Genomic DNA, 22229 nt, shown 5'->3' with positions numbered 1-22229 from the left:
TTACTACCGTTAAACTACTAGATTTATAGACTCTATTTTATCAAAAACATTCAATTTAATGATCTATTCCTCATATTTGGGTGAGAGACAGATCTGAATTTACACAGTCTTGGCAAGGATAACTTGCCCGAAAGGATTTAGGAATATACCATGCTAAGTACCTTTGTGATAACGGACAGGATTGGCTAATTTAGCTTCAATATGACTAAATCTGCAGAATTAAAAGGGAGTTCTTTTACACTCTCGGCACTTCATCTCAATGATGGCGATATAACGACCGCATTGACACAACTAAAAGAAAAAGTTGATAGAGCGCCAAACTTTTTCGCATCAGCGCCATTAGTGATTGATATTTCGCAGGCGGGCAGTAAGATTGATTTTGCCCAATTAAAGTCAGGAATAACGAAAGCAGGAATGATTCCTGTTGGGATCAGCGGATGTAAAAATCCTCAGATGCAAGATAAAGCAAAACAAAATGGTTTTGCTATTATGAATGCAGCACGTCAGTTGCAAGCATCCGAGCCTGAGATGGTACCAACAAAAATCATTCGTACTCCAGTTCGCTCTGGCCAACAAATTTATGCAAAAAATTCAGACCTTATTATCATGAACCATGTAAGTGCAGGCGCTGAAATTATTGCTGATGGCTGTATTCATGTTTATGGAACATTAAGAGGTCGCGCTATTGCTGGAGCAAATGGCCAACATCAGGCGCAAATTTTCTGTCAGAATTTACAATCTGAGTTAGTTTCCATTGCGGGATGCTACTGGCTAAGTGATAAAATACCTGCAGAATTCTGGGGTAAGGGTGTCGTTATCTCACTAGCAGAAAATAATTTGAACATAGAGCCTTTAGCTTTATAACGTTTAATAAGGAATTTATTTGATGGCACGTATAATCGTTGTTACCTCAGGCAAAGGTGGGGTTGGTAAAACTACATCAAGTGCGGCAATCGCATCAGGATTAGCTCTTCGTGGTAAAAAAACAGCTGTAATCGATTTTGATATCGGCCTTCGTAATCTAGACTTAATTATGGGTTGTGAGCGTCGTGTTGTTTATGACTTTGTTAATGTTATTAATGGTGAAGCAAATTTAAACCAAGCATTAATTAAAGATAAGCGTACAGACAATCTATTTGTCTTACCTGCATCGCAAACTCGTGATAAAGACGCACTAAGTAAAGAAGGCGTAGAACGTGTTCTTAAAGATTTAGGCGAAATGGGTTTTGAGTTTGTTATTTGTGATTCACCAGCAGGTATTGAAACTGGTGCACTAATGGCATTGTACTTTGCAGATGAAGCTATTGTCACCACGAACCCTGAAGTCTCTTCTGTGCGTGACTCTGACCGTATTCTAGGTATTCTAGATTCAAAATCACGCCGAGCAGAGCAAGGTCAAGAACCCGTTAAGCAACATCTTTTATTGACCCGTTACAACCCAACTCGTGTAAACCAAGGCGATATGCTAAGTGTTCAAGATGTTGAAGAAATTTTGCATATCCCACTTTTAGGTGTCATTCCTGAAAGCCAAGCAGTACTGAATGCATCAAACAAAGGTGAACCTGTTATCTTTGACAAAGACGCTGATGCAAGTATTGCTTATCAAGACACTGTTGCTCGTTTATTGGGTGAGGATTGCCCATTCCGTTTCTTAGAGGAAGAGAAGAAAGGCTTCCTTAAACGTCTATTTGGAGGCTAATTATCATGGCTTTGCTAGAGTTCTTCCGCCCTAAAAAAACAACGACGGCAAGTGTGGCGAAAGAAAGGCTGCAAATTATCGTCGCTGAGCGTCGTTCTGCGGGTCAAGGTGCGCCGTCTTACCTACCGCAACTTAAACAAGATATTCTTGAAGTTATTCGTAAGTATGTTGCAATTGACCCAGAACAGGTTGTTGTAACCTTAGATCAAAAAGAAGAAGATCTTGCCGTTCTAGAATTAAATGTAACGTTGCCTGAAGAAGATAAATAATCAGTCAGCAGCATTACCATTCTGTCGATAAATAAAATAAACCCCAAGCCAAAAGCCTGGGGTTTTTTATTGATTCTTAATCCTAGTTATTTCAAGCTTGCCGAATTAGGCGACATTTTTTCTAATAAGCCCATTACTCGCTCTTCAAATAATGGTTTTCGCCACGTTTTTAGCATTTCTGGGCGTTTATCTTCCGCATATTGATGCTTCCAAGCCCAAGACAGTACTTGATGAATCTGTTTTTTTGATGCCAGAAATTCAGGCGCTAAACCGGTTTTCTTCTCGACATCAACTACGACATCTTTCAGACGTTTAACCGCCTGTTTGTATCCAGCGAAGTCGACCAATCGTTGAATTTTATCTGGATAATCAAGCGCTGACATCGAATCCACATCATACACCATCTTTAATAGACGATTTGCATGACGTTGGATCTCCATCGGCTCAAAGCCTTCTTTTTCCATTACCGCTTTGGACTTAATGTTATAGCGAGCAATTTTCCATAAATTCAGTTCTTTTACGATAAAGTTAACGGCTATATCGCGTTTTTGTGATTCTAATACACGCCATGCTGCCAATTTCTGCAATATAGCTAATTGCTTTGGATTTAATTGCCATGCATTCTTAATATTCAAATACGCTTTGCTTGGATCGGCTTGTTTTACTCGTTTAAGCATAGTGGCATTACACTCTTGCTCTAACGCTTCACGATATCCAGCGGCCTCTACTTTTTCTAACAAAGTTTCATACAGAGGCAATAGATAAAATACATCGGCTGCTGCGTAATTTAATTGGCGATCTGTTAAGGGACGAGCAAGCCAATTTGTGCGAGCTTCACCTTTATCAAGCTCAACACCCACATACTCTTTAACTAAGGCTCCAAAACCTGTCGAGACACCGTGACCTAAAAAAGCCGCCATAAGTTGGGTATCAAGCATAGGTACAGGCAGGCATCCAGCATGATGTTGAAACACTTCCAAATCTTCACCGCAAGCGTGCAGCACTTTCATAACGGACTGATCGCGAAGTAAATCCCATAATGGCTCCATATCTTCAATTGCTAAAGGATCAATCAAAGAGAGTTGTTTGCCATCAAATAGCTGGATCAAACCCAATTTAGGATAAAGTGTACGTGTACGAACAAACTCAGTATCGAGCATGATAGCAGGCGCAGAAGACGCCGCTTGGCATACCATCTTTAAGTCGGCTGTGGTCGTAATAATTGTAAATTCCAAAATAAACCTTTTACTTTGTTACCAAACCAACCGCATTAAGTAATACCTAATATCCTTTTTGTATTACTTAATGCCATTGGTAAAAAAGAAAAAATGCCGACTAATTAGCCGGCACTCTGTATATTCACAATTGTAACCGATCCCTTTTTCGGGTGGTACATTTGTTTATGCGTTTGTCTTTTCGGCCAGTTTTTTATCTGACTCTTCACGTAGAACTCGACGTAAGATTTTACCTACATTCGATTTTGGCAGTTCTTCGTGGAATTCAACAATTTTAGGGATCTTATAACCCGTTAAGTGTTCTCGACAATGCGCAATCAATTCTTCACGAGTTAAACTTGGATCACGTTTAACCACACAAAGCTTAACAATCTCGCCAGACACATCATGAGCTTGACCGATTGCAGCCACTTCCATCACTTTACCGTGTAGAGCAACCACATCTTCAATCTCATTCGGGTAGACATTAAAGCCAGAAACTAAAATCATATCCTTCTTACGATCCACAATGTGCATGAAACCATCATCATCGAAGCGAACGATATCACCTGTTGATAACCAACCATCGTCAGTTAGCACTTCTTTAGTTGCTTCTGGACGCTGCCAGTAACCTTTCATCACCTGTGGACCGCGAACTTGTAGCTCACCCGTTCCATCCATACCGACTTCGTTACCTTCATCATCAACTAGACGTACTTCTGTTGAAGGAACAGGTAGACCGATCGAACCGTTATATTGAGTTAGATCGTATGGATAAGCAGCTACCAGCGGAGAACATTCTGTTAAACCGTAACCTTCTAATAGGTAGTTACCCGTAATATTCTGCCATTTCTCTGCGACTGCGCGTTGTACGGCCATACCGCCACCAACCGATAGACGAAGGTTTGAGAAATCAAGCTCGTGGAAATCTTCGTTATTCACTAACGCATTAAAGAGTGTGTTAACACCGGTAATTGCAGTAAACGGATAACGCTGCAGTTCTTTAATAAAGGTTGGAATATCACGAGGGTTAGTGATCAATAAGTTCTGACCACCCATTTCTAGAATCAGCAAGCAGTTAACGGTTAAAGCAAATACATGATACAGAGGTAAAGCCGTTACAATCAGCTCACGACCTTCGGTTAATACAGGGCCATAAGCACCTTTAGCCTGCATCACATTTGATACCATATTATGGTGCGTTAACATCGCTCCTTTTGCTACCCCAGTTGTACCACCGGTGTATTGCAAAAATGCCATATCTTCGCCTGAGATAAATGGCTTAACATACTGCATTCTACGACCTTTGCGTAGAGCCATACGCATAGATGTTGCGTGAGGTAGGTGATATTTCGGTACCATCTTCTTGATGTATTTAACAACAAAGTTAACTAAAGTACCTTTAGGACGAGAAAGCTGATCACCTAAACGGGTTAAAATAACATGCTCAACGCTTGTATCTTTAACAACGGCTTCCAAAGTATGAGCAAAGTTAGATACGATAACGATCGCTTTTGCGCCCGCATCGTTTAACTGATGTTCTAATTCTCTCGGTGTGTATAGTGGGTTTACATTTACAACCACACAACCTGCACGCAAAATACCAAAAATAGCAATTGGGTATTGCAGTAAATTTGGCATCATGACCGCAACACGATCACCTTTTTGTAGTTTAAGATCATTTTGCAAATAAGCAGCAAATGCTCGGCTACGTTCTTCTAATTTGCGGAAGGTCATCACCTGCCCCATATTGATAAACGCGGTTTGATCTGCATACTTTTGTACTGACTGCTCAAACATATCAACCAATGATGAATACATGTCTGGGTTGATTTCTGCCGGTACATCTTCCGGATAGCGGCTAAGCCAAACCTTATCCACTTGCACTCTCCTTATAAGAATTAGACGCGATAGTCTTTATTATTCTGGTGTAATAAATACAGTTTATTGGATTATTACAGCACATTTATACGAATATCAGTACGTTAAAGCTCAACTTCAATAGTAAAGTTTGATGTTGATAACTATATTGTCACACTGATGTAATCTTTGTTGTCACCTATGTCTTAGAAATAAACTCTTTTACATAGTGCGCAACGGCCTCACTACTCTCTAAATGGCAATGATGGCCACCTTTCACTTGAACTTGTTCTAGATTACGAAACCACGAATGAGATGTTTGTGGAGCTCGTAAATAATCAAAGCCATGTTCACCCACAATTGAGAAAACGGGGCACTCGATGCCTTCGATAATATTTTTCACTTGATTGGAAGACATTCGAAATAGCGATTCACAGCGCAGTTTAGGATCATGTCGCCAAAACCAATCTTGCTGATCGAGATAACATCCACGCTCGACTACTTGCTCCAATAGTTCAGGTTTGAGTTGATTCGCCTTTGCTCTCATCGCAAGCGCTTCTGAAAAACTCAAAAATCCCTTTGGTTCTCTTTGTAAGCGACGACGACTCAATTTGCGGCTGGCGACACCTTTTTGTAAGCGCTTAAGTGTATTACTTTCGCTCTCAAATAAAGGAGTCAAACCTTCAATAGCAATCACTGCCTGTATATGTTCAGGCATCATAGCCCCAATACTATTGGCTATAATTGCGCCCAATGAGTGACCCAGTAAAATAATAGGCTGCTCAGCACTGGATAATTGTTCAACCAGTTGTGAAATATCATCAAGATAATCGACAAAATGATAGAAATTATCTGTGCCGCGGTGGTGTGATAATCCATGACCCGGTAAGTCAACGGCTATCATTTGATAATAAGGACGAAGATGTTGAATTAAAGGGATAAACGTCGCTGCATTATCTTGCCAACCATGAAGCATCAGAATGAGCGGTGCATCAGTTTTTGCCACCGAGCTCTGCTTTCTACCATTAGTTTTATCAAACTCAAAAGAGCAAAAACCAGCTAACTGAAGCTCAGCTAACTGGAATTGAATATCAAATACCATATCTACCTAAGGAGTCACTCGTTGAATGACTTGCCCTCTCATTGGTCCTCGGTAAGGATAATTACGCCAATAGCGATGACAGTAACGACCAAAACAAGGCGGATATACATCATCAATTCTAACTTCTTGATGTACTTGCCAGATCTGGTCACCTGTGGCATCAATCACGGGAAAGTTATAATCAAACTCCCCCACTTTGCCTTTTTCCATACCTCGGAAATGTCCAACCACTGAGACTAAACGCCCTGGCGCATATTCCATTGGTTCAAGAAATCCGTTTTCATAGGCAATAAACCGACCTTGCGGTTTCGCGCCAAGAACTGGACGTCCATCAGAAGTAAGTGGCATTGCAGATATTTCAAGTCGAGTCTGATTTTCCTCATTTTTAATAGAGGCAATAACACCACCTAAGCGGACTTCTTGTCCTTGCATTAATTCAGGCGTAGCAATCAAACTCTGCACATTCGTAATCGGCTTGTCCGAAGCGGTCTGTAGACTTTCTGGCACGGCGGAGCAGCCTACCATAAACAGTAAGATCCCCCCAAGAAATAGCGTTCTATACATAACCTCTCCTATCATAAATGTCTAATAATCAGCCAAAATAGACATCTTGTTCAATTTTATTCTCAATTACGACCACAAATATGAGGTTTCATTCCGCAGTTCCTACTGATAATGAGAATAGATTTCGTATTAACTGGGGGGATTAGACCAGAATATCGACCCCAATTAATTGAGACAATTGCTCTTTAGCCCCATAGTGCAGTACCTGCTGATAATGGTTAAGGGCAGAGCCAACCTTTGGAGAGACCTGATCATACTGTACGGGTTGATACGTTTTCTGGACGCTAGATAAATGATGAGTAAGCGCGAGAGATGATGAGCGAGATGAGGACGAAGGAGCAGAGGTATGAGCTATTGCAGCTGGTTTGCCAGATATTTTTTTCGTAGCTGAAGATAAAACATCAATTTGTGGTAATCGGGAACTGATCTGCATAACCACCTCTTAATATTCTGGGTAAGTAGCTCAGAAAACTACTTACCCTAATAATATGCTTATTCGCGGCCAGGAAGTTTCTTCCATGTTACCGTGTCGCGAAGATAAACAGGACTTGCTTCTTCAGCAGGAACCATTTCACCACGAGCAAAAGCAAACTGAGCTAAAAATGCCATATCTTGAGCTTCTGGATAAAGCATAGCACCCGTTTTCAGCTCTAGAGGCAAATTGCTCATCTCTTCAGCATAGCTTTCCCAGCCTGTGCCTGCCGTTAGCCAGATACCAGACTCAGTTTGAACCATCTCAGGTAATGCTTTTGGTTCAATAACCAGTTCCGCGCCAAGAACAGCCCAATCCCCATCTTGTTGGCGTTGGTATTGTCCCCAGTACACTTCACCCATGCGAGCATCAATAGCTGCGACAACTTGCTCAGCTTGTTCTGTACGATAAGAGCCTTGAGCCATTGCCGCCAGTGTTGAAACACCAATCATAGGCAGATCAGCACCAAAGGCTAACCCTTGCGCAATACCGATACCGATACGAACACCGGTAAAACTACCAGGTCCACGGCCATAAGCCAGCGCATCCAGTTGATTTAATTTAACGCCAGCTTCTGCTAGAACGCTATCAACCATAGGTAGAATCTTTGTTGTATGTTCACGAGGTGCATATTCACAACGTGCAATAACCTCATTACCCATAATAAGGGCAACAGAACAATTTTCAGTTGCTGTATCAACAGCGAGAATTTTGGTGCTCATTCAAGCCTCTGAATGTTGGTTGTCATTTACTTGCTCAACATCATTATTGGTGAGCAGTGACAAAAAGTTCTCCACTTCATCAACGCTTCGTGTTCGTGGAATCGGTGGCAAACTACGTAAAAAGACTGCGCCATAGGGCCGTGTAACCAGACGATTATCGCAGATCACCAGAACCCCTTTATCTTGCTCGTCACGGATCAATCGACCCACGCCCTGTTTTAATGTAATCACAGCGTCAGGAATTTGTACCTGAGCAAAAGGATCACCCCCTCTAACTTGGCAATCCTCGATTCGGGCTTTAAGCAGAGGATCATCTGGCGCAGTAAAGGGTAATTTATCGATAATAACACAACTTAATGCTTGTCCTCTAACATCAATCCCTTCCCAAAACGCCCCAGTTGCAATTAGCAGTGCATTGCCCAATTCTAAATATTCAGCCAATAACTTTTGTTTGGTCATTTCACCTTGAGCAAGAACAGGTAAATCTAAGCGTTGACGAAAACCTTCGGCTAAATCTCGAACCATTTGATGAGAAGTACAAAGAAAGAAACACCGCCCACCATTAGACTGAATAAGGGGTGTCAACATGGTCACGAGTTTATCGGCCAAGCCATAGCTATTTGGTTCGGGCAAAAAGCGAGGTACGCACAATAGAGCTTGTTGCTGATAATCAAAAGGGCTCTCTAACGAAAATTGTTCAATAGGCTTAAGACCTAAACGTTGACTAAAATGGCTAAAATCGCCATCTACAGCAAGTGTTGCCGAAGTAAATATCCATGCCCCTTTCTTCTGTTCAATCTGCTCATGGAATTTATCAGCAACCGATAACGGCGTAATATTTAAGCTAAAATGGCGAGGAGTACATTCATACCAATACGAATAACCCGTAATACTTGTATCACATAACCGATTAAGTTTGCCCTTTAATAGCGTTGCCCGCTCAAAAGCCGTATCAAGCAGTTGGCTACGACCTAAACAGAGTTTAAGAACATCATAGGTCAGCTCCAACGCATCTTGTAAGCGAGTTAATTCCCGACTCACTGCAGGAACTTTAACCGCTTCACGCCAATTACCACGAAAACCAGGATCCCCTAGTATAATGCGTAAATCAAAAGCCGCTTGAGCCAATCTATCAGCCGTTTTTTGGAGCTGGCGCATGTCTTTCGCTTCTGTGCGATAACCTATTTCAATATCTTTTGCTAGGTCTTGTACTTGGCGGCTAGTAAAGCTTTGACCAAAATATTGACTGGCAATATCTGGAATTTGATGGGCTTCATCAAAAATAAAATTATCCGCCTCAGGGATCAATTCACCAAAGCCAGTTTCTTTTATCGCCAGATCAGCCAAAAATAAATGGTGGTTAACGACAACCACATCTGCTTCCATCGCCTTCTTACGAGCCTTCACTACAAAGCAGTCATCATAATAAGGACACTCTCGTCCCAGACAATTATCATTGGTGGATGTAATAAGCGGAATAATAGGGCTATCTTCAGCCAGTTCGTCACACTCGCCCAAGTCCCCGGTTTTTGATGCAGAAGACCAAGAGCGAATCTTAACCAGTTGAGTTAACTGTGTAGGATCGGTATGAACACCATGACTTTCAACAGTTTGTCTTGCCAATCGGTCTAAACACAAATAGTTTGCGCGTCCTTTTAACAATGCAACAGGCCCTGTAAAACCAATCGCTTCAGTCATCAAGGGTAGATCTCGATGAAAAAGCTGTTCCTGTAAACTTTTTGAACCCGTACTGATAATGGTTTTCTTGCCACTGACTAAAGCCGGAATCAGGTAAGCAAACGTCTTTCCGGTTCCGGTGCCAGCTTCAACAACTAACTGCCCTTGTTGCTTAATCGCATTAGCAACTGCTGTCGCCATCTCTATTTGAGGCTGTCGGGCTTGAAATCCAGGAATGGCTTTCGCTAAAGCCCCACCAGGAGCAAAAAACTTGGCAATCATAAGAAAACTATTGGTTATCCATACAGGTTTTGACGTAGCATTATGCCAATTTTCCTAATTACCAGCCAGTTTATCGCTTAATTACTTTTTGAAATTCCCGACGATTTATTAAAAAGTCAGACCAAAGAAAGAATTAGAAAGTTTTGACCCCGCCAGGTTTTCAGAGTAAAAAATGATAACCACAAGCAGAAAACTATGCAGCAAACTATAGAGACAGAGTTTCAACATTCTGGCTTGGAAATAGAAACAGGGATGAAAATGGAAAAGAAAACACTGCTGACCGATTGCTCTGATGATCTAGGATTAATCGCTAAAATCACCAATATCTGTCATAAGCATCAGCTCAACATTATTAATAATAAAGAATTTGTTGATAACACCAATAATCAATTCTTTATGCGAACCGAACTCGAAGGCTATTTTAACGACAATACTTTTTTAGCCGATCTCGACCAAGCCCTACCTAATGGAAGTTGTCGCCGCTTAATAAACAATGATCGCAAACGTATTGTTATCATGGTAACCAAAGAGGCTCATTGCCTTGGTGATATTTTAGTCAAAGCCTTTGATGGCACTTTGGATGTTGAAATTGCCGCAGTTGTTGGCAATTATGATACGCTGCAAAATCTTACCGAAAAGTTTGATATTCCTTACCACCACGTTAGCCACGAAGGTTTAAGCCGAGAAGAACACGAGGCTCAGCTATTACAAGCCGTGCAGCAATATGACCCAAACTATGTGGTACTCGCAAAATACATGCGAATTCTAACCCCTAATTTTGTCGCAGCGTTTCCTCATAAGATCATTAATATTCATCACAGTTTTTTACCTGCTTTTATTGGGGCAAAGCCTTATCAGCAAGCATTTGAGCGTGGCGTTAAAATTATTGGGGCAACCGCGCACTTTGTTACTAATGATTTAGATGAAGGGCCGATTATTACTCAAAATGTCATTCCAGTTGATCACACGTTCAGTGCAACAGAAATGGCAAAATCAGGACGCGACGTTGAAAAATCAGTGCTCAGTAAAGCGTTAGGTTTAGTTCTTGATGATCGTGTTTTTGTACACGGAAATCGAACCGTCATCTTATAGCGCCCCCCCCATAACGGCACAACATATCGTATCCCTGCACTTCAATTAAGCTAGGGATACGAATTCCAATTTGTTTAAACGCTATTCAGACTCACTTTCTAACACAGCTTTAAGAGAGCAAGGATGCAATTTAATACACACTCCATCTTTCTTAAACGCAATCGTCGGATTTGGTAAACGCTCTTTTTCCCCAGCAGGAGAACTTGCTTTGACCTTAACCTGCTTTTCTTCAAGCCCGGACCAATCAAGACTTGGTAACTGCTCTGTCAAATGCTGCTTTAACTCATCGGTTGTTCGCGCATTCGATGGAATAACAAACTCAATATGCTCCCAACCCTGCTGTGGATAGGTCTTATTACTAGGGTAAGGAAGCTCTAATGCTTCAATAGTCCAATCACCTACCTGCAATGGCTGCGTAAAACCAATCACGATAATTGGACGGCCATTAATCCAATTATTTGACCATTCAACACCATATTCGAGCCAAGCCTGGTGTAACAACTCAGCATCTGCATAATTATTTACTCGCAAAGCAATGTGATCAGCCTTGTATTCAGTAAGAGAAATATTTAGCTCTTGTAACAAGCTTGTGATCTTATTCATAAAAGCAGGCAGATTTGCCAACATTTGCTCAGGATGTAGGCCAATTTCTTTCAATTTTTGCATGTTTTTTCTCCATTTCTTATTTCGCCTGCCTAAAATGCATAATTATCCATAATTTTACGGATTGCTATAGTTTACACCAGATAATGGCAGGCCAGATACCATCTAACCTCATGCATATTTTTCAGCAAAATTAGATAACGAAAAAAAAATCACATTAAGAGGGATTTTCGGGTTGCCAAAGTACCTTAACTTGTGGGTATTATTAGGGTAATGCATACCTTTTATCAAAGAGGCTATACTCTCATCATGTGAGGCGGCCCCGTCAAAAATACTCACGATAGTTTCACTGAGTAAAAAACGCTCAATAATGGCGAAAATATTCGTGATTATTTTTGACGGTTTCTTGGATAAAGGTAACGTTTTTACTCCGCTAATGTGTTCGTTAGCGTTATAAACGAATTGAAGGATAAGCGTGTGAACATTCAAGCACTAATTAATGACAAAGTATCTCAGGCACTAGAAGCCGCAGGCGCACCAGCAGGTAGCCCAGCAGCGGTTCGTCAGTCTGCGAAAGCTCAGTTTGGTGATTACCAAGCTAACGGTGTAATGGGCGTAGCAAAACAGCTAGGCACTAACCCTCGCGAGTTCGCACAAAAAGTTATCGATAATCTAGATCTTGGCGAAATGGCTGAGAAAGTAGAAATTGCAGGCCCAGGTTTCATCAATATCTTCCTAAACAAGCAGTGGTTAGCCGCTCGTGCAGAAGAAGCATTAAATGATGAGCGTCTAAGCGTTGCTAAAGAGAAAGAACAAACTATCGTTGTTGACTACTCTGCACCAAACGTAGCAAAAGAAATGCACGTAGGTCACCTACGTTCAACTATCATCGGTGATGCTGTTGTTCGTACTCTTGAGTTTTTAGGCCACAATGTTATCCGAGCTAACCACCTAGGTGACTGGGGTACTCAGTTCGGTATGCTTATTGCGAACATGGTTCGTAAAGAGCAAGATGGCTCAGATGTTTCAATGAACATCAGCGATCTTGAAGGCTTCTACCGTGAATCAAAAGTACTTTACGATGAAGATCCTGAGTTTGCAGAAACAGCTCGTAACTATGTTGTTCGTCTACAAAGCGGCGATGAATACTGCCATGAAAAATGGAAGCAACTAGTTGAAATTACGCTAAAACAAAACCAGCGTAACTATGACCGTCTAAACGTATCTCTAACTGATGAGAACGTAATGGGCGAATCAATGTACAACGAAATGCTACCTGGCATCGTTGCAGACCTAAAAGAAAAAGGTCTTGCTGTAGAAGATGACGGCGCAGTTGTTGTATTCCTAGATGAGTACAAGAACAAAGATGGCGAGCCTATGGGTGTAATCATCCAGAAGCGCGATGGCGGTTACCTATACACAACAACTGATATTGCTTGTGCTAAATACCGTTATGAGAAACTACACGCAGATCGTGTACTTTACTTCATCGACTCACGTCAGCACCAACACCTAATGATGGCTTGGTCTATCGTACGTAAAGCGGGCTATGTTCCAGAGAACGTATCTCTTGAGCACCACGCATTTGGTATGATGCTAGGTAAAGACGGTCGTCCATTTAAGACTCGTGCAGGTGGTACTGTTCGTCTTGCTGATCTTCTTGATGAAGCACAAGAGCGTGCTAACAAGCTAATTGAAGAGAAGAACCCAGAGCTAAGCGCAGAAGAAAAAGCAGAAATTGCTAATACTGTTGCTATGGCTGCGGTTAAGTACGCTGACCTTTCTAAGCACCGTACTACAGACTACATCTTCGATTGGGACAACATGCTAGCATTTGAAGGTAACACAGCACCTTACATGCAGTATGCATACACTCGTGTAGCATCTATCTTCAAACGTGCTGGTGTTGAGTTAGCAGACCTGACTCACCCAATCGTTATCACTGATGAGAAAGAACAAGCACTGCTATCTAAACTGCTTCAGTTTGAAGAAGCAGTACAAACTGTTGCTCGTGAAGGTCACCCACACGTAATGTGTAACTACCTATTCGAACTAGCTGGTACTTTCTCTAGCTTCTACGAAGCGTGCCCAATTCTAAACGCAGAAGAAGAAGTTAAGCAGAGCCGTCTAAAACTAGCTCATCTAACAGCGAAAACAATCAAACAAGGTCTAGATCTTCTAGGTATTAAGACTCTGGATCGCATGTAATCCATAATCTTAACAAACAGCCTTTAATGGATTGTTTTAACAGATAAATAAAAACCTCTGCTGCTACAGTAGAGGTTTTTTATTTGCTTATTTATTACTTCTTATCTATCAATTATTGACCAAATCTCTGCCCACCTTGATTCAGCCAGGCCAACTCTTCTGGTGTTGATAATCTTTCCATTGCCGCATTTCGGTGAGGATAACGTCCAAACAGTTTAATCACCTCATGATGATTCACAGCATAACGATAGAAACCATCAAATACGGGCTTATTTTTGGCTGATACCATGTTTCTTAATCGATCAAAACGAAAAACACTCTCTTCTTGATCTTCTAATGCTTCAGAATGCTCTAACGGTAGATAAAAAAAGACACGCTCTATTGGTGTTAGCTCTTCATCTTGATTCTGAGACATTCCACGACGACAAATTGCAAGTGCTAATGAATCATAGCGAAAAGCAGCACTCAAACCTCGATAAATATTCCGAGAAAACTGATCAAGCAAAATAATTAAAGCCAGAGTTCCCTTTGGGGTTTGAGTCCAATGACTTAATTGCCCAGCCCCTGCCTGCTGTACTAATGGATGAAACTGCGTTGTGATTAAACGATCAACCTCTTCTCCGCCTGTAAACCATAGCGCATTTCGATTGGTTGTTGTGAGCTCATCTGTTAACGGGCCAAACCAAAAATCCAAAACCTGCTGATACTCTGGAACCATTTGATACCTCAAAATAAAAGGACACATACAGTAATTGTGATGTATTTATTTGAAAGATAATGTCAAAATTCACATAAGAGTGGCTAAATAAACAATATTCTTTCTAGCCTGTGAACAAGAGCAAAACATAGGATGTATCCACAATGAGTTTTACATTGCATGAGCGACTAGCCGCAGATACCAGCGTATTGGGTGACTTCCCTCTCAGCCGAGTTTTATTAGCTAAAGAAGCACTAGGACCTTGGATAATCTTGGTTCCTAAGAAGGACAATCTTCGCGAAATTCATCACCTATCTGAGCAAGAGCAGATTCAACTTATCAAAGAATCTTGCTTGATAGCTCAACTATTAGAAACCGATTATAAAGCAGAAAAGATCAATGTAGGCGCTCTTGGCAACTTAGTGCCACAACTGCACTTACACCATATTGCCCGCTTTAGTGATGACATCGCATGGCCAGGCCCTATCTGGGGTAACACCAAGGGAATTCAGCGTTCTGAAACAGTACAGCAAGCACTAGTAGAAGAACTACAAAGTGAATTAGAACAGCAAGCTGAAATTACTTTTATTCCAGCATAAAACATAAAGAAAAAAGGCAATGAAGATAATTTCCTCATTGCCTTTATTATTTGATTTCAATCAGTCTGTTTTACTTTATTTAACGCATGACCATAATGGACAATTCGTTTGATTTTAGTAAGCGATACCAAACTTCTTTTGCACTTTGGCAACATCCATCACTATTGCAGCCAACCAGTTCTTTACTCACAATTCCTTTACGAATCCACACCTCAAGCATTGCATCGACACCATCTTCTGAAAGTGCAAAATGTTTTGCTAAAGATTTACGACTGGTTCGGCCGTGTTGTTCAATATACTGTTTTAGCTGCTGTAAAATCATAATGCCAATAACTCTTCTCGTTGTTTCTTACCTTGATGTTTAAAGATAAGAATTAAACCAACATTGATTGCAACAAATAATCCGATCCAAAGTATGCTTGATGCTGGATGGTCCATGAAATGTGCAATCTGGTAGAACAAGGTTGCACATGTATAAGCAAGCAACATTGTCCAGCCGGCAATAAACCAAGCAAACTTCTGACCAAATTCACGAGCATACGCGCCCATAGCGGCAGCACATGGTGTGTATAGCAAGATAAAGATTAAGTACGCCATTGCTGCGGCAGAACTTACAAAGTGAGCCTGAATATTACCAAAGACCGATTGATCGACACCCTGCTCTTCTGCTGCTGCCGACTGGTTATCTAAATCACCAACGCTTAGACCTAGAGGATCTGAGAAGTTAATGCCTTCTAAGTTAGCAGGAATACTCTCAACCGCTTCTTTTAAACTACCCAGTAAATCATACTCTGCATCATCACCTGCTTGTTCTGGTGAATATAGGCTATTTAAAGTACCAACTACGGCTTCTTTTGCGAAAATACCAGTAATAATGCCAACAGTTGCAGGCCAGTTATCCGCTTTCACACCAATAGGCTCAAGCACAGGTGTTACAACCTGGGCGGTTTTAGATAGAACAGAGTTTGGTGAATCTTCGTTACCAAATGAACCATCAACCCCTAATGAGTTAAAGAAGCTTAAAATCGCAACAACAACAACGATAGTCTTACCAGCACCAAGGACAAACTTCTTCACTTTCTGCCATGTTTTCAGCACAACGTTACGGAATGTTGGTAACTCGTAATCTGGCATCTCCATAATAAAGCTGTCACTTGTACCAGGGTAAAGCGTGCTACGCAGCACAAGACCGGTAAAGATAGCAACCACGATACCTAGAATATACAGAGAGAATACAACGTTCTGACCACTGTGAGGGAAGAATGCAGCAGCAAACAGTGCATATACAGGTAGTCGAGCACCACATGACATAAATGGGGCCATTGCTGCAGCGAGTTTACGCTCACGTTCATGCTCAAGAGTACGCGTTGCCATGATTGCTGGTACGTTACAACCAAAACCTAGCACAAGAGGTACAAATGCTTTGCCTGGCAGACCAATTTTCTGCATCACTTTATCTAGCACAAAAGCGGCACGAGCCATATAACCCGAACTTTCAAGCACTGTCAGGAATAGATACAAACAAGCAATAACTGGAATAAAGGTCGCAACGGTCTGGATACCACCACCAACACCATTTGCAATAACCGTAACTAACCATGCAGGTAAGTGGCCATCTAAAACATGATGCGCACCATCAACAAAAATAGCGCCAAAACTGATATCGAAAAAGTCGATGAACGCACTACCTACATTGATAGCAAATAGGAACATCAAATACATAACAATAAAGAAAAATGGGATACCAAACAGACGGTTTAGTAAAACATTATCAATACGTTCAGTAATGTTATGACTCAGTTTCCCTTCTTGTCGACGAACCTTCTGACATAGATTATGCAAAAAGGTATAACGAATATCAGCAACTTGGATATCAGGGTCGACATCAACCATTAATTTACTGCGAGTGTTACAAGCCTTAAATTTATCGTCGTCTTCTAAGGTATTAATAACCAAGGTGTCATTTTCTAGTACACGAATCGCTTGAGCACGAGCCTTGACTTCACCATCAGAAAATAGCGGTTCTAATTCACTAACAGCACGCTCAAATTCCACACCGTAATCTAAAGACAGACCATGTACAGAGATGCCTTGAGTCAGCATCTTATGTAATTTTTCTTTAAACTCTTCAACTTGCTTTTTATTGTTTGCCGATAGCGATAACACTGGACAACCCAATGCTTTTTCTAGACCTTTAATATCAAGGACTTGACGTTGACGTTTTAGAACATCCATCTTGTTTAGTACAACAATCATTGGACGGCCTAATTCACGCAGCTGTAATGTCATGTATAAGCTACGTTCAAGACAAGAAGCATCGACAACATTAATAATCACGTCAGCAGGAGTGGTTAGAATAGAGCGAGAAGCAATAGCCTCATCAAGACTGTTTGCATCATTTGCACTATCTAAGTTATAAATTCCAGGTAAATCGGTTAATACGAACTCATCACCAACACGCTCATATCGGCCTGTTTTCTTTTCAACTGTGACACCAGCCCAGTTACCAACATGCTGCTTTGCACCTGTCAGACCATTAAACAGGGTTGTTTTACCACTGTTTGGATTACCTACCGTTAAAATATGGTACTGCATTACTTAACCTCAACTTCAATACTTTCAGCAATTTGCTTACGCAAAGCAATATCAACGCCGCGTACACGAATTTGTAGCGGATCACCAAGCGGAGCAAGACGAACCACTGCAACTTCAGTGTGAGGTAGAAGTCCCATAACCATTAATTTTTTACGTGTAGCCGTAGGAAGTTTAGACATTCCTGTCACGACCCCTGTTGTCCCGCATGACATCTCTGACAGTTTCATAATGTTTTAAATCGCCATCTTAATAAGAATTATTAGCATTTCTAATTGGGGATTTTACCTATTCTTAATCAAGTAATCTTGTTTTATATCAACAAAAACACCACTCAAAAATAAAGACAAAGATTCCAAAAATGGAAAGGTAGTGTTTTTTGTATGGTTATTGGTATAAACAATGTTTGATTCGTCATATAACATATTACTATCTAACAGAATCCATATTTTAGTTTAAATGGGTTAAAAGATTATTAAGCCATTGTCTATTTTAATTAGTGTTGTAATTACTTTGTTAATCAACAAAAGGCATAAAAAAAGCGCACTATGTAGCATAGTACGCTTATCTTTATTATTACGATTAACCCGCTGCTGATGCCAACTTTTTATACTCAGCTTTGGCTTCCTTTCTAAACTTGTTGGCTTTACTGCCATACAGAGGATCAGATTGTGGCAATGGAACCTTCATCGCATTTACTGGATGACCATTTTTGATCAACTCATAGTGTAAATGAGGACCTGTAGAACGTCCTGTATTACCACTTAAAGCAATACGTTGTCCCATCTTAATGCGATCTCCGACCTTAACTAAACGTTTACTCAAGTGTAAATAACGAGTGGTAAACTCACGGCCATGTTTAATCACAATATAGTTACCAGCAAGCGGGTGATAACGCGACTTCACAACAACACCATCACCAGATGCTAGTACAGGAGTACCAACAGGTACAGCAAAATCGGTACCGTTATGTGGTGAAATACGCCCAGTAATCGGGTGGCGTCTGTGAGGATTAAATGGCGAACTGATTCTGTAACGTTTCGCTGTTGGATAGCGTCTAAATGAACGATTTAAACTACGTCCATTTTGATCAAAGAATTGGTCATCCTCAAAACGTTGAATAAAATAGGTTTGACTGCCGTGTTTATAAAAGAATGCATTTACATCTCCCATATTGACCGGTTTACCATCAATAAATTCACGATCGAGAGAAATAGCAAACCGATCACCGCGGCTCGCTCCACTGCCTAAATTAAATTTCCACTGCAATGCTTTAACAACGGTTTTGATTTGTGTTGGAGATAAGCCTGCATTGCGTGCAGAATTGTAAAAACTTCCTGTTACTTTACCGTGTAAAATAACGGGTTTAATAACGCCTGCAATTTCAACAGCTTTATATTTATAGCCTTTTTTTGTAAGCGTAAATGTGTCCGTGGTCTTGCGATCACGAACAATACTGAAATCTTTAACTCGGCCATCACTGTCTAATGACCATTCCATCTGCTGACCCACTTTAAGATGCTGAATACTTTTATTTGCATCAATAAGAGCGTACATATCAGAGATAGGTAATCCATATTGAGAAAAAATAGACCCTAGCGTGTCACCAGAAGCTACTTTATGCTTATGCTCTTCATCTTTTACAGCTTCGAGCTCTTTGTCTAAATCATCTTTAGGTGCTTGAAATTCAGGATCTTGTGGATCCAAAACTACACCCAATGGTTCACTATTTTGTTCTGACAAAACCTCAATGTTATCGTGCGCCAAATCAATAGCGACTCGCTCACCAGATACAACTGGCGCACGATACGTTGATTTAGATGGCTGCCACATTAGAGCAGCCATAACTAGCAATGAGGTTGAGGCTAGTGCAATTTTATGCTGACGTGGTAACCCTTTTATTGAAGAAACCGCAACCTGATATAATTTCATTATTATTTAAGACACTTGGTAAAACTTTGTCCGAGTTGTTGTAAAAATCGAACATATCCCCCCTTGCCTGCCACAATACCTGTCGCCATCGGATCAAGGGTCCCTACTTTCACCTCGGTACCATTAACAACACTATCGACTACAGCTGGAGAAAACTGGGGTTCACTAAATACGCAGTAAGCTTGGTGATCTTGTAACGCCTGGCGAATATTCATAAGAGTCTTCGCTCCTGGTCGACGATCGGGCTCAACTGTAAAGTGTCCTAAATTTTTTAGTCCAAACTGCTCTTCAAAATAGCCATAGCCATCATGAAAAACGTAATAACCATGTCCCGCTAATGGTTTCAGCTCATTTGTAAGCTGTGTAATTGTCTGGTTAACCTCTGAGGTGAAACGAGAGAGGTTAGCCTCATACTGTTCTTTGTGCAATGGATCTTGCTTAACCAGTTGCTGAGTGATCACTTTTGCAACTTCAATAGCCTGTTTAGGGCCTAACCATACGTGAGGGTCAATTCCTTCATGATGATGCTCATGGTCATGATGATCATGTTCAGCATTTTCCATACCATCTTCATGGTGGTGCTCGTGCTCTTCATGTTCATCTTCTTCGCCATAATGACGGAAATCGATCCCTGCTTGTTCTGTTAGTGCAAGATTCTTACTGTTTCCTTGGAGTACTTTTTTAAGAAAAGATTCCAATTGAGGGCCAACCCAGATCACTAAATCTGCATTTTTTATCTTTTTTACGTCAGATGGGCGTAAAGCATAATCATGAGGAGATGTTCCAGCAGGTAATATTGCCTCGCTATGTGCAACACCTTCCGTAAGTTCACTCACAATAAGATTTAATGGTTGAACAGTTGTGACAACATTAAGTTCATGAGCTGTTGCTAAAGAAGAAAAAAGCATGGCGCTTGCGCCACAAAAAGAAAGTAAGCGTCTCATAAAAAAATCCAGTAAAATGTCTAGTTACGTATCAAGTTTTGATATGTTATATTATAACATCACCTGTTGGCAAATTCTTATTAAGCATCTTTTCCTATGACTACCTTAGTTGAATTACAATCAGTTATCGTCGCTATTCAAGAGCGAAATGTACTGGACAATATCTCGTTAAAAATCGAGCGAGGGCAAATTACAACACTTATCGGGCCAAATGGTGCAGGAAAATCGACGCTAGTAAAGATCATTACCGGATTGCGTAAACCAACATCGGGCAAAGTCATTCGCAAAAAAGGAATTAAAATTGGCTATGTTCCGCAAAAATTACGCCTTAATGATAGCCTACCTCTCTCTGTTGATCGGTTTATGCGTTTAGCGGGTAAATATACTGCAGAACAGCGAATTGACTCTTTAGCTCAAGTGGGTGGACAACATCTTATCCATAGCGATATGCATAATTTATCTGGTGGCGAAATGCAGCGGGTCTTGCTGGCAAGAGCTATTTTGCTCAATCCAGATTTATTAGTACTCGATGAACCGGTACAGGGCGTTGATGTTAACGGTCAAATTGAAATGTACCGCCTAATCCAAGAACTTCGTGATGTATTAAACTGTGCTATCTTAATGGTCTCCCACGATCTTCATTTGGTTATGGCAAAAACCGATCAAGTGATCTGCTTACAACATCATATATGTTGTTCAGGTACGCCTGATGCGGTTACAGCACATCCGTCTTATATCGCTTTATTTGGGGATCAAGTCGCTGTATATAAACATCAGCATAATCATGAACATGACCTTAATGGTCAAACCGTTTCATCTTGTTGCAATAACCATAAACATAACTAAGGCACAGCTTTATGCTTGAATTTCTACTTCCTGCGCTCGCAGCGGGCATCGGTATCGCCCTTATCGCAGGACCTTTAGGCTCATTTGTTGTATGGCGGAAAATGGCCTATTTTGGTGATACCCTCTCTCACGCATCGCTATTGGGTATCGCACTGGGATTTTTATTTAATATCAATCTCAATTTAGCACTAGTTATCTGCTGTTTAGCTTTAGCCGTTATTCTTGTGACACTGCAAAAGCAAAAACTGGTTGCAACCGATACATTACTGGGAATTTTAGCCCACAGTGCTCTCTCACTTGGCTTAGTGGCAGTCAGCTTTTTAGATAACGTTCGTATCGATCTTATGGCTTATCTCTTTGGTGATCTACTGGCTGTTACAACAACCGATTTGTACTGGATCTATGGTGGCGGAGTCTTAGTTCTCGGGATGTTAGTTTGGTTGTGGCGACCACTGCTATCAATGACCATCAATGAAGAGATGGCACAAGTAGAAGGTATCAATGTTGATCTTATGCGTCTATTGCTGATGCTAATGGTTGGTCTGGTTATCGCAGTTGCGATGAAGTTTGTCGGTGCGTTGATTATTACATCACTACTTATTATACCAGCAGCAACGGCGCGTCGTTTTGCTCGCAGTCCAGAAATGATGGCTTGCCTTGCTTCTATTATTGGCGCTATCGCAGTCGTAGGTGGATTAATACTCTCTTGGCAATACGACACACCAGCGGGTCCATCTGTTGTTGTTTCAGCGGCAGCTCTCTTTGTTCTGAGCCAATTTAAAAAATCTGAACGCTAAATAAACCATTTAATTAAAAAGAAACCCGTTAAGCGATGATAACTTAACGGGTTTTATT

The 22229-nt window shown here is 41.0% G+C and carries 22 protein-coding genes; 8 read left to right on the top strand and 14 right to left on the bottom strand.

What is annotated here, in order from left to right:
* The first annotated feature begins 201 nt into the window (after nucleotides 1-201).
* The 3 genes from minC to minE are packed head-to-tail and all read left to right on the top strand — an operon-like array spanning nucleotide 202 to nucleotide 1968.
* Nucleotides 202-864 (top strand): septum site-determining protein MinC, encoded by a 663-nt coding sequence (gene minC, locus WAX86_RS05080; RefSeq protein WP_044176083.1) that lies wholly within the window; start codon nucleotides 202-204, stop codon nucleotides 862-864.
* Nucleotides 865-886: 22 nt separating this feature from the next.
* Nucleotides 887-1699: a septum site-determining protein MinD gene (gene minD, locus WAX86_RS05075; protein WP_341489202.1), complete on the top strand. Its 813-nt coding sequence runs from the start codon at nucleotides 887-889 to the stop codon at nucleotides 1697-1699.
* 5 nt (nucleotides 1700-1704) lie between these two features.
* The gene (gene minE / locus WAX86_RS05070; RefSeq protein WP_005300172.1) at nucleotides 1705-1968 is read left to right on the top strand and encodes a cell division topological specificity factor MinE; all 264 of its coding nucleotides are present in this window, start codon (nucleotides 1705-1707) and stop codon (nucleotides 1966-1968) included.
* Between the two features lie 86 nt (nucleotides 1969-2054).
* Here minE and rnd read toward each other — a convergent pair whose 3' ends face one another.
* The 7 genes from rnd to WAX86_RS05035 form a co-directional block, all read right to left on the bottom strand.
* Nucleotides 2055-3203 (bottom strand): ribonuclease D, encoded by a 1149-nt coding sequence (rnd, locus tag WAX86_RS05065; protein ID WP_065170247.1) that lies wholly within the window; start codon nucleotides 3201-3203, stop codon nucleotides 2055-2057.
* Nucleotides 3204-3368: 165 nt separating this feature from the next.
* Complete coding sequence (gene fadD, locus WAX86_RS05060) at nucleotides 3369-5063, bottom strand: long-chain-fatty-acid--CoA ligase FadD (protein WP_065170246.1); 1695 nt, start codon at nucleotides 5061-5063, stop codon at nucleotides 3369-3371.
* Between the two features lie 178 nt (nucleotides 5064-5241).
* Complete coding sequence (locus tag WAX86_RS05055) at nucleotides 5242-6144, bottom strand: alpha/beta fold hydrolase (protein WP_081282879.1); 903 nt, start codon at nucleotides 6142-6144, stop codon at nucleotides 5242-5244.
* Between the two features lie 6 nt (nucleotides 6145-6150).
* A complete protein-coding gene (locus WAX86_RS05050) occupies nucleotides 6151-6708 on the bottom strand; it encodes a Slp family lipoprotein (RefSeq protein WP_005300180.1) in 558 nt (185 codons plus the stop codon).
* A gap of 142 nt (nucleotides 6709-6850) precedes the next feature.
* A complete protein-coding gene (locus WAX86_RS05045; RefSeq protein WP_065170245.1) occupies nucleotides 6851-7141 on the bottom strand; it encodes a hypothetical protein in 291 nt (96 codons plus the stop codon).
* A 59-nt stretch (nucleotides 7142-7200) separates the two neighbouring features.
* Nucleotides 7201-7902: a tRNA (adenosine(37)-N6)-threonylcarbamoyltransferase complex dimerization subunit type 1 TsaB gene (tsaB, locus tag WAX86_RS05040; RefSeq protein ID WP_036764153.1), complete on the bottom strand. Its 702-nt coding sequence runs from the start codon at nucleotides 7900-7902 to the stop codon at nucleotides 7201-7203.
* Nucleotides 7903-9861 carry an ATP-dependent DNA helicase gene (locus WAX86_RS05035; RefSeq protein WP_065170244.1) on the bottom strand — a complete coding sequence of 653 codons (1959 nt, stop codon included), beginning with the start codon at nucleotides 9859-9861 and terminating at the stop codon, nucleotides 7903-7905. It abuts the gene before it with no gap.
* A gap of 252 nt (nucleotides 9862-10113) precedes the next feature.
* On the opposite strand from WAX86_RS05035, the gene purU reads away from it, so the two are divergent.
* Nucleotides 10114-10953 carry a formyltetrahydrofolate deformylase gene (gene purU, locus WAX86_RS05030; RefSeq protein ID WP_341489370.1) on the top strand — a complete coding sequence of 280 codons (840 nt, stop codon included), beginning with the start codon at nucleotides 10114-10116 and terminating at the stop codon, nucleotides 10951-10953.
* 81 nt (nucleotides 10954-11034) lie between these two features.
* On the opposite strand, the gene WAX86_RS05025 is transcribed toward purU, so the two are convergent.
* The gene (locus WAX86_RS05025; RefSeq protein ID WP_065170243.1) at nucleotides 11035-11619 is read right to left on the bottom strand and encodes a VOC family protein; all 585 of its coding nucleotides are present in this window, start codon (nucleotides 11617-11619) and stop codon (nucleotides 11035-11037) included.
* A 414-nt stretch (nucleotides 11620-12033) separates the two neighbouring features.
* On the opposite strand from WAX86_RS05025, the gene argS reads away from it, so the two are divergent.
* The gene (gene argS / locus WAX86_RS05020) at nucleotides 12034-13764 is read left to right on the top strand and encodes an arginine--tRNA ligase (RefSeq protein WP_065170242.1); all 1731 of its coding nucleotides are present in this window, start codon (nucleotides 12034-12036) and stop codon (nucleotides 13762-13764) included.
* A 112-nt stretch (nucleotides 13765-13876) separates the two neighbouring features.
* Here the strand turns inward: argS and WAX86_RS05015 are convergent, their stop codons facing one another.
* The gene (locus tag WAX86_RS05015; protein ID WP_065170241.1) at nucleotides 13877-14482 is read right to left on the bottom strand and encodes a DUF924 family protein; all 606 of its coding nucleotides are present in this window, start codon (nucleotides 14480-14482) and stop codon (nucleotides 13877-13879) included.
* Between the two features lie 143 nt (nucleotides 14483-14625).
* Between WAX86_RS05015 and WAX86_RS05010 the strand changes: the two genes are divergently transcribed.
* A complete protein-coding gene (locus tag WAX86_RS05010) occupies nucleotides 14626-15060 on the top strand; it encodes an HIT domain-containing protein (protein ID WP_068967976.1) in 435 nt (144 codons plus the stop codon).
* A gap of 79 nt (nucleotides 15061-15139) precedes the next feature.
* On the opposite strand, the gene WAX86_RS05005 is transcribed toward WAX86_RS05010, so the two are convergent.
* The 5 genes from WAX86_RS05005 to znuA form a co-directional block, all read right to left on the bottom strand.
* Nucleotides 15140-15382 (bottom strand): FeoC-like transcriptional regulator, encoded by a 243-nt coding sequence (locus tag WAX86_RS05005; RefSeq protein WP_036764157.1) that lies wholly within the window; start codon nucleotides 15380-15382, stop codon nucleotides 15140-15142.
* Nucleotides 15379-17655 carry a Fe(2+) transporter permease subunit FeoB gene (gene feoB / locus WAX86_RS05000; RefSeq protein ID WP_341489201.1) on the bottom strand — a complete coding sequence of 759 codons (2277 nt, stop codon included), beginning with the start codon at nucleotides 17653-17655 and terminating at the stop codon, nucleotides 15379-15381. Before feoB ends, WAX86_RS05005 begins: the two co-directional genes overlap by 4 nt.
* On the bottom strand, nucleotides 17655-17882 hold the full coding sequence (locus WAX86_RS04995) for a FeoA family protein (protein WP_044176111.1): 228 nt from the start codon (nucleotides 17880-17882) through the stop codon (nucleotides 17655-17657). The genes feoB and WAX86_RS04995 overlap by 1 nt, the downstream gene beginning before the upstream one ends.
* Nucleotides 17883-18234: 352 nt before the next feature.
* Nucleotides 18235-19584: a murein DD-endopeptidase MepM gene (mepM, locus tag WAX86_RS04990; RefSeq protein ID WP_065170238.1), complete on the bottom strand. Its 1350-nt coding sequence runs from the start codon at nucleotides 19582-19584 to the stop codon at nucleotides 18235-18237.
* Nucleotides 19585-19586: 2 nt separating this feature from the next.
* A complete protein-coding gene (gene znuA / locus WAX86_RS04985; RefSeq protein WP_138222837.1) occupies nucleotides 19587-20528 on the bottom strand; it encodes a zinc ABC transporter substrate-binding protein ZnuA in 942 nt (313 codons plus the stop codon).
* 96 nt (nucleotides 20529-20624) lie between these two features.
* Here znuA and znuC point away from each other — a divergent pair, with 96 nt between their 5' ends.
* Nucleotides 20625-21374, top strand: a complete 750-nt coding sequence (gene znuC / locus WAX86_RS04980) for a zinc ABC transporter ATP-binding protein ZnuC (protein ID WP_065170236.1) — start codon at nucleotides 20625-20627, stop codon at nucleotides 21372-21374.
* Between the two features lie 11 nt (nucleotides 21375-21385).
* Complete coding sequence (znuB, locus tag WAX86_RS04975) at nucleotides 21386-22171, top strand: zinc ABC transporter permease subunit ZnuB (RefSeq protein ID WP_065170235.1); 786 nt, start codon at nucleotides 21386-21388, stop codon at nucleotides 22169-22171.
* Nucleotides 22172-22229: the final 58 nt, after the last annotated feature.

Origin of the sequence: Photobacterium damselae subsp. damselae, assembly GCF_038086725.1 — a bacterium.
Taxonomy (GTDB): domain Bacteria; phylum Pseudomonadota; class Gammaproteobacteria; order Enterobacterales; family Vibrionaceae; genus Photobacterium; species Photobacterium damselae.
This window is presented reverse-complemented; position numbering and strand designations above follow the sequence as displayed.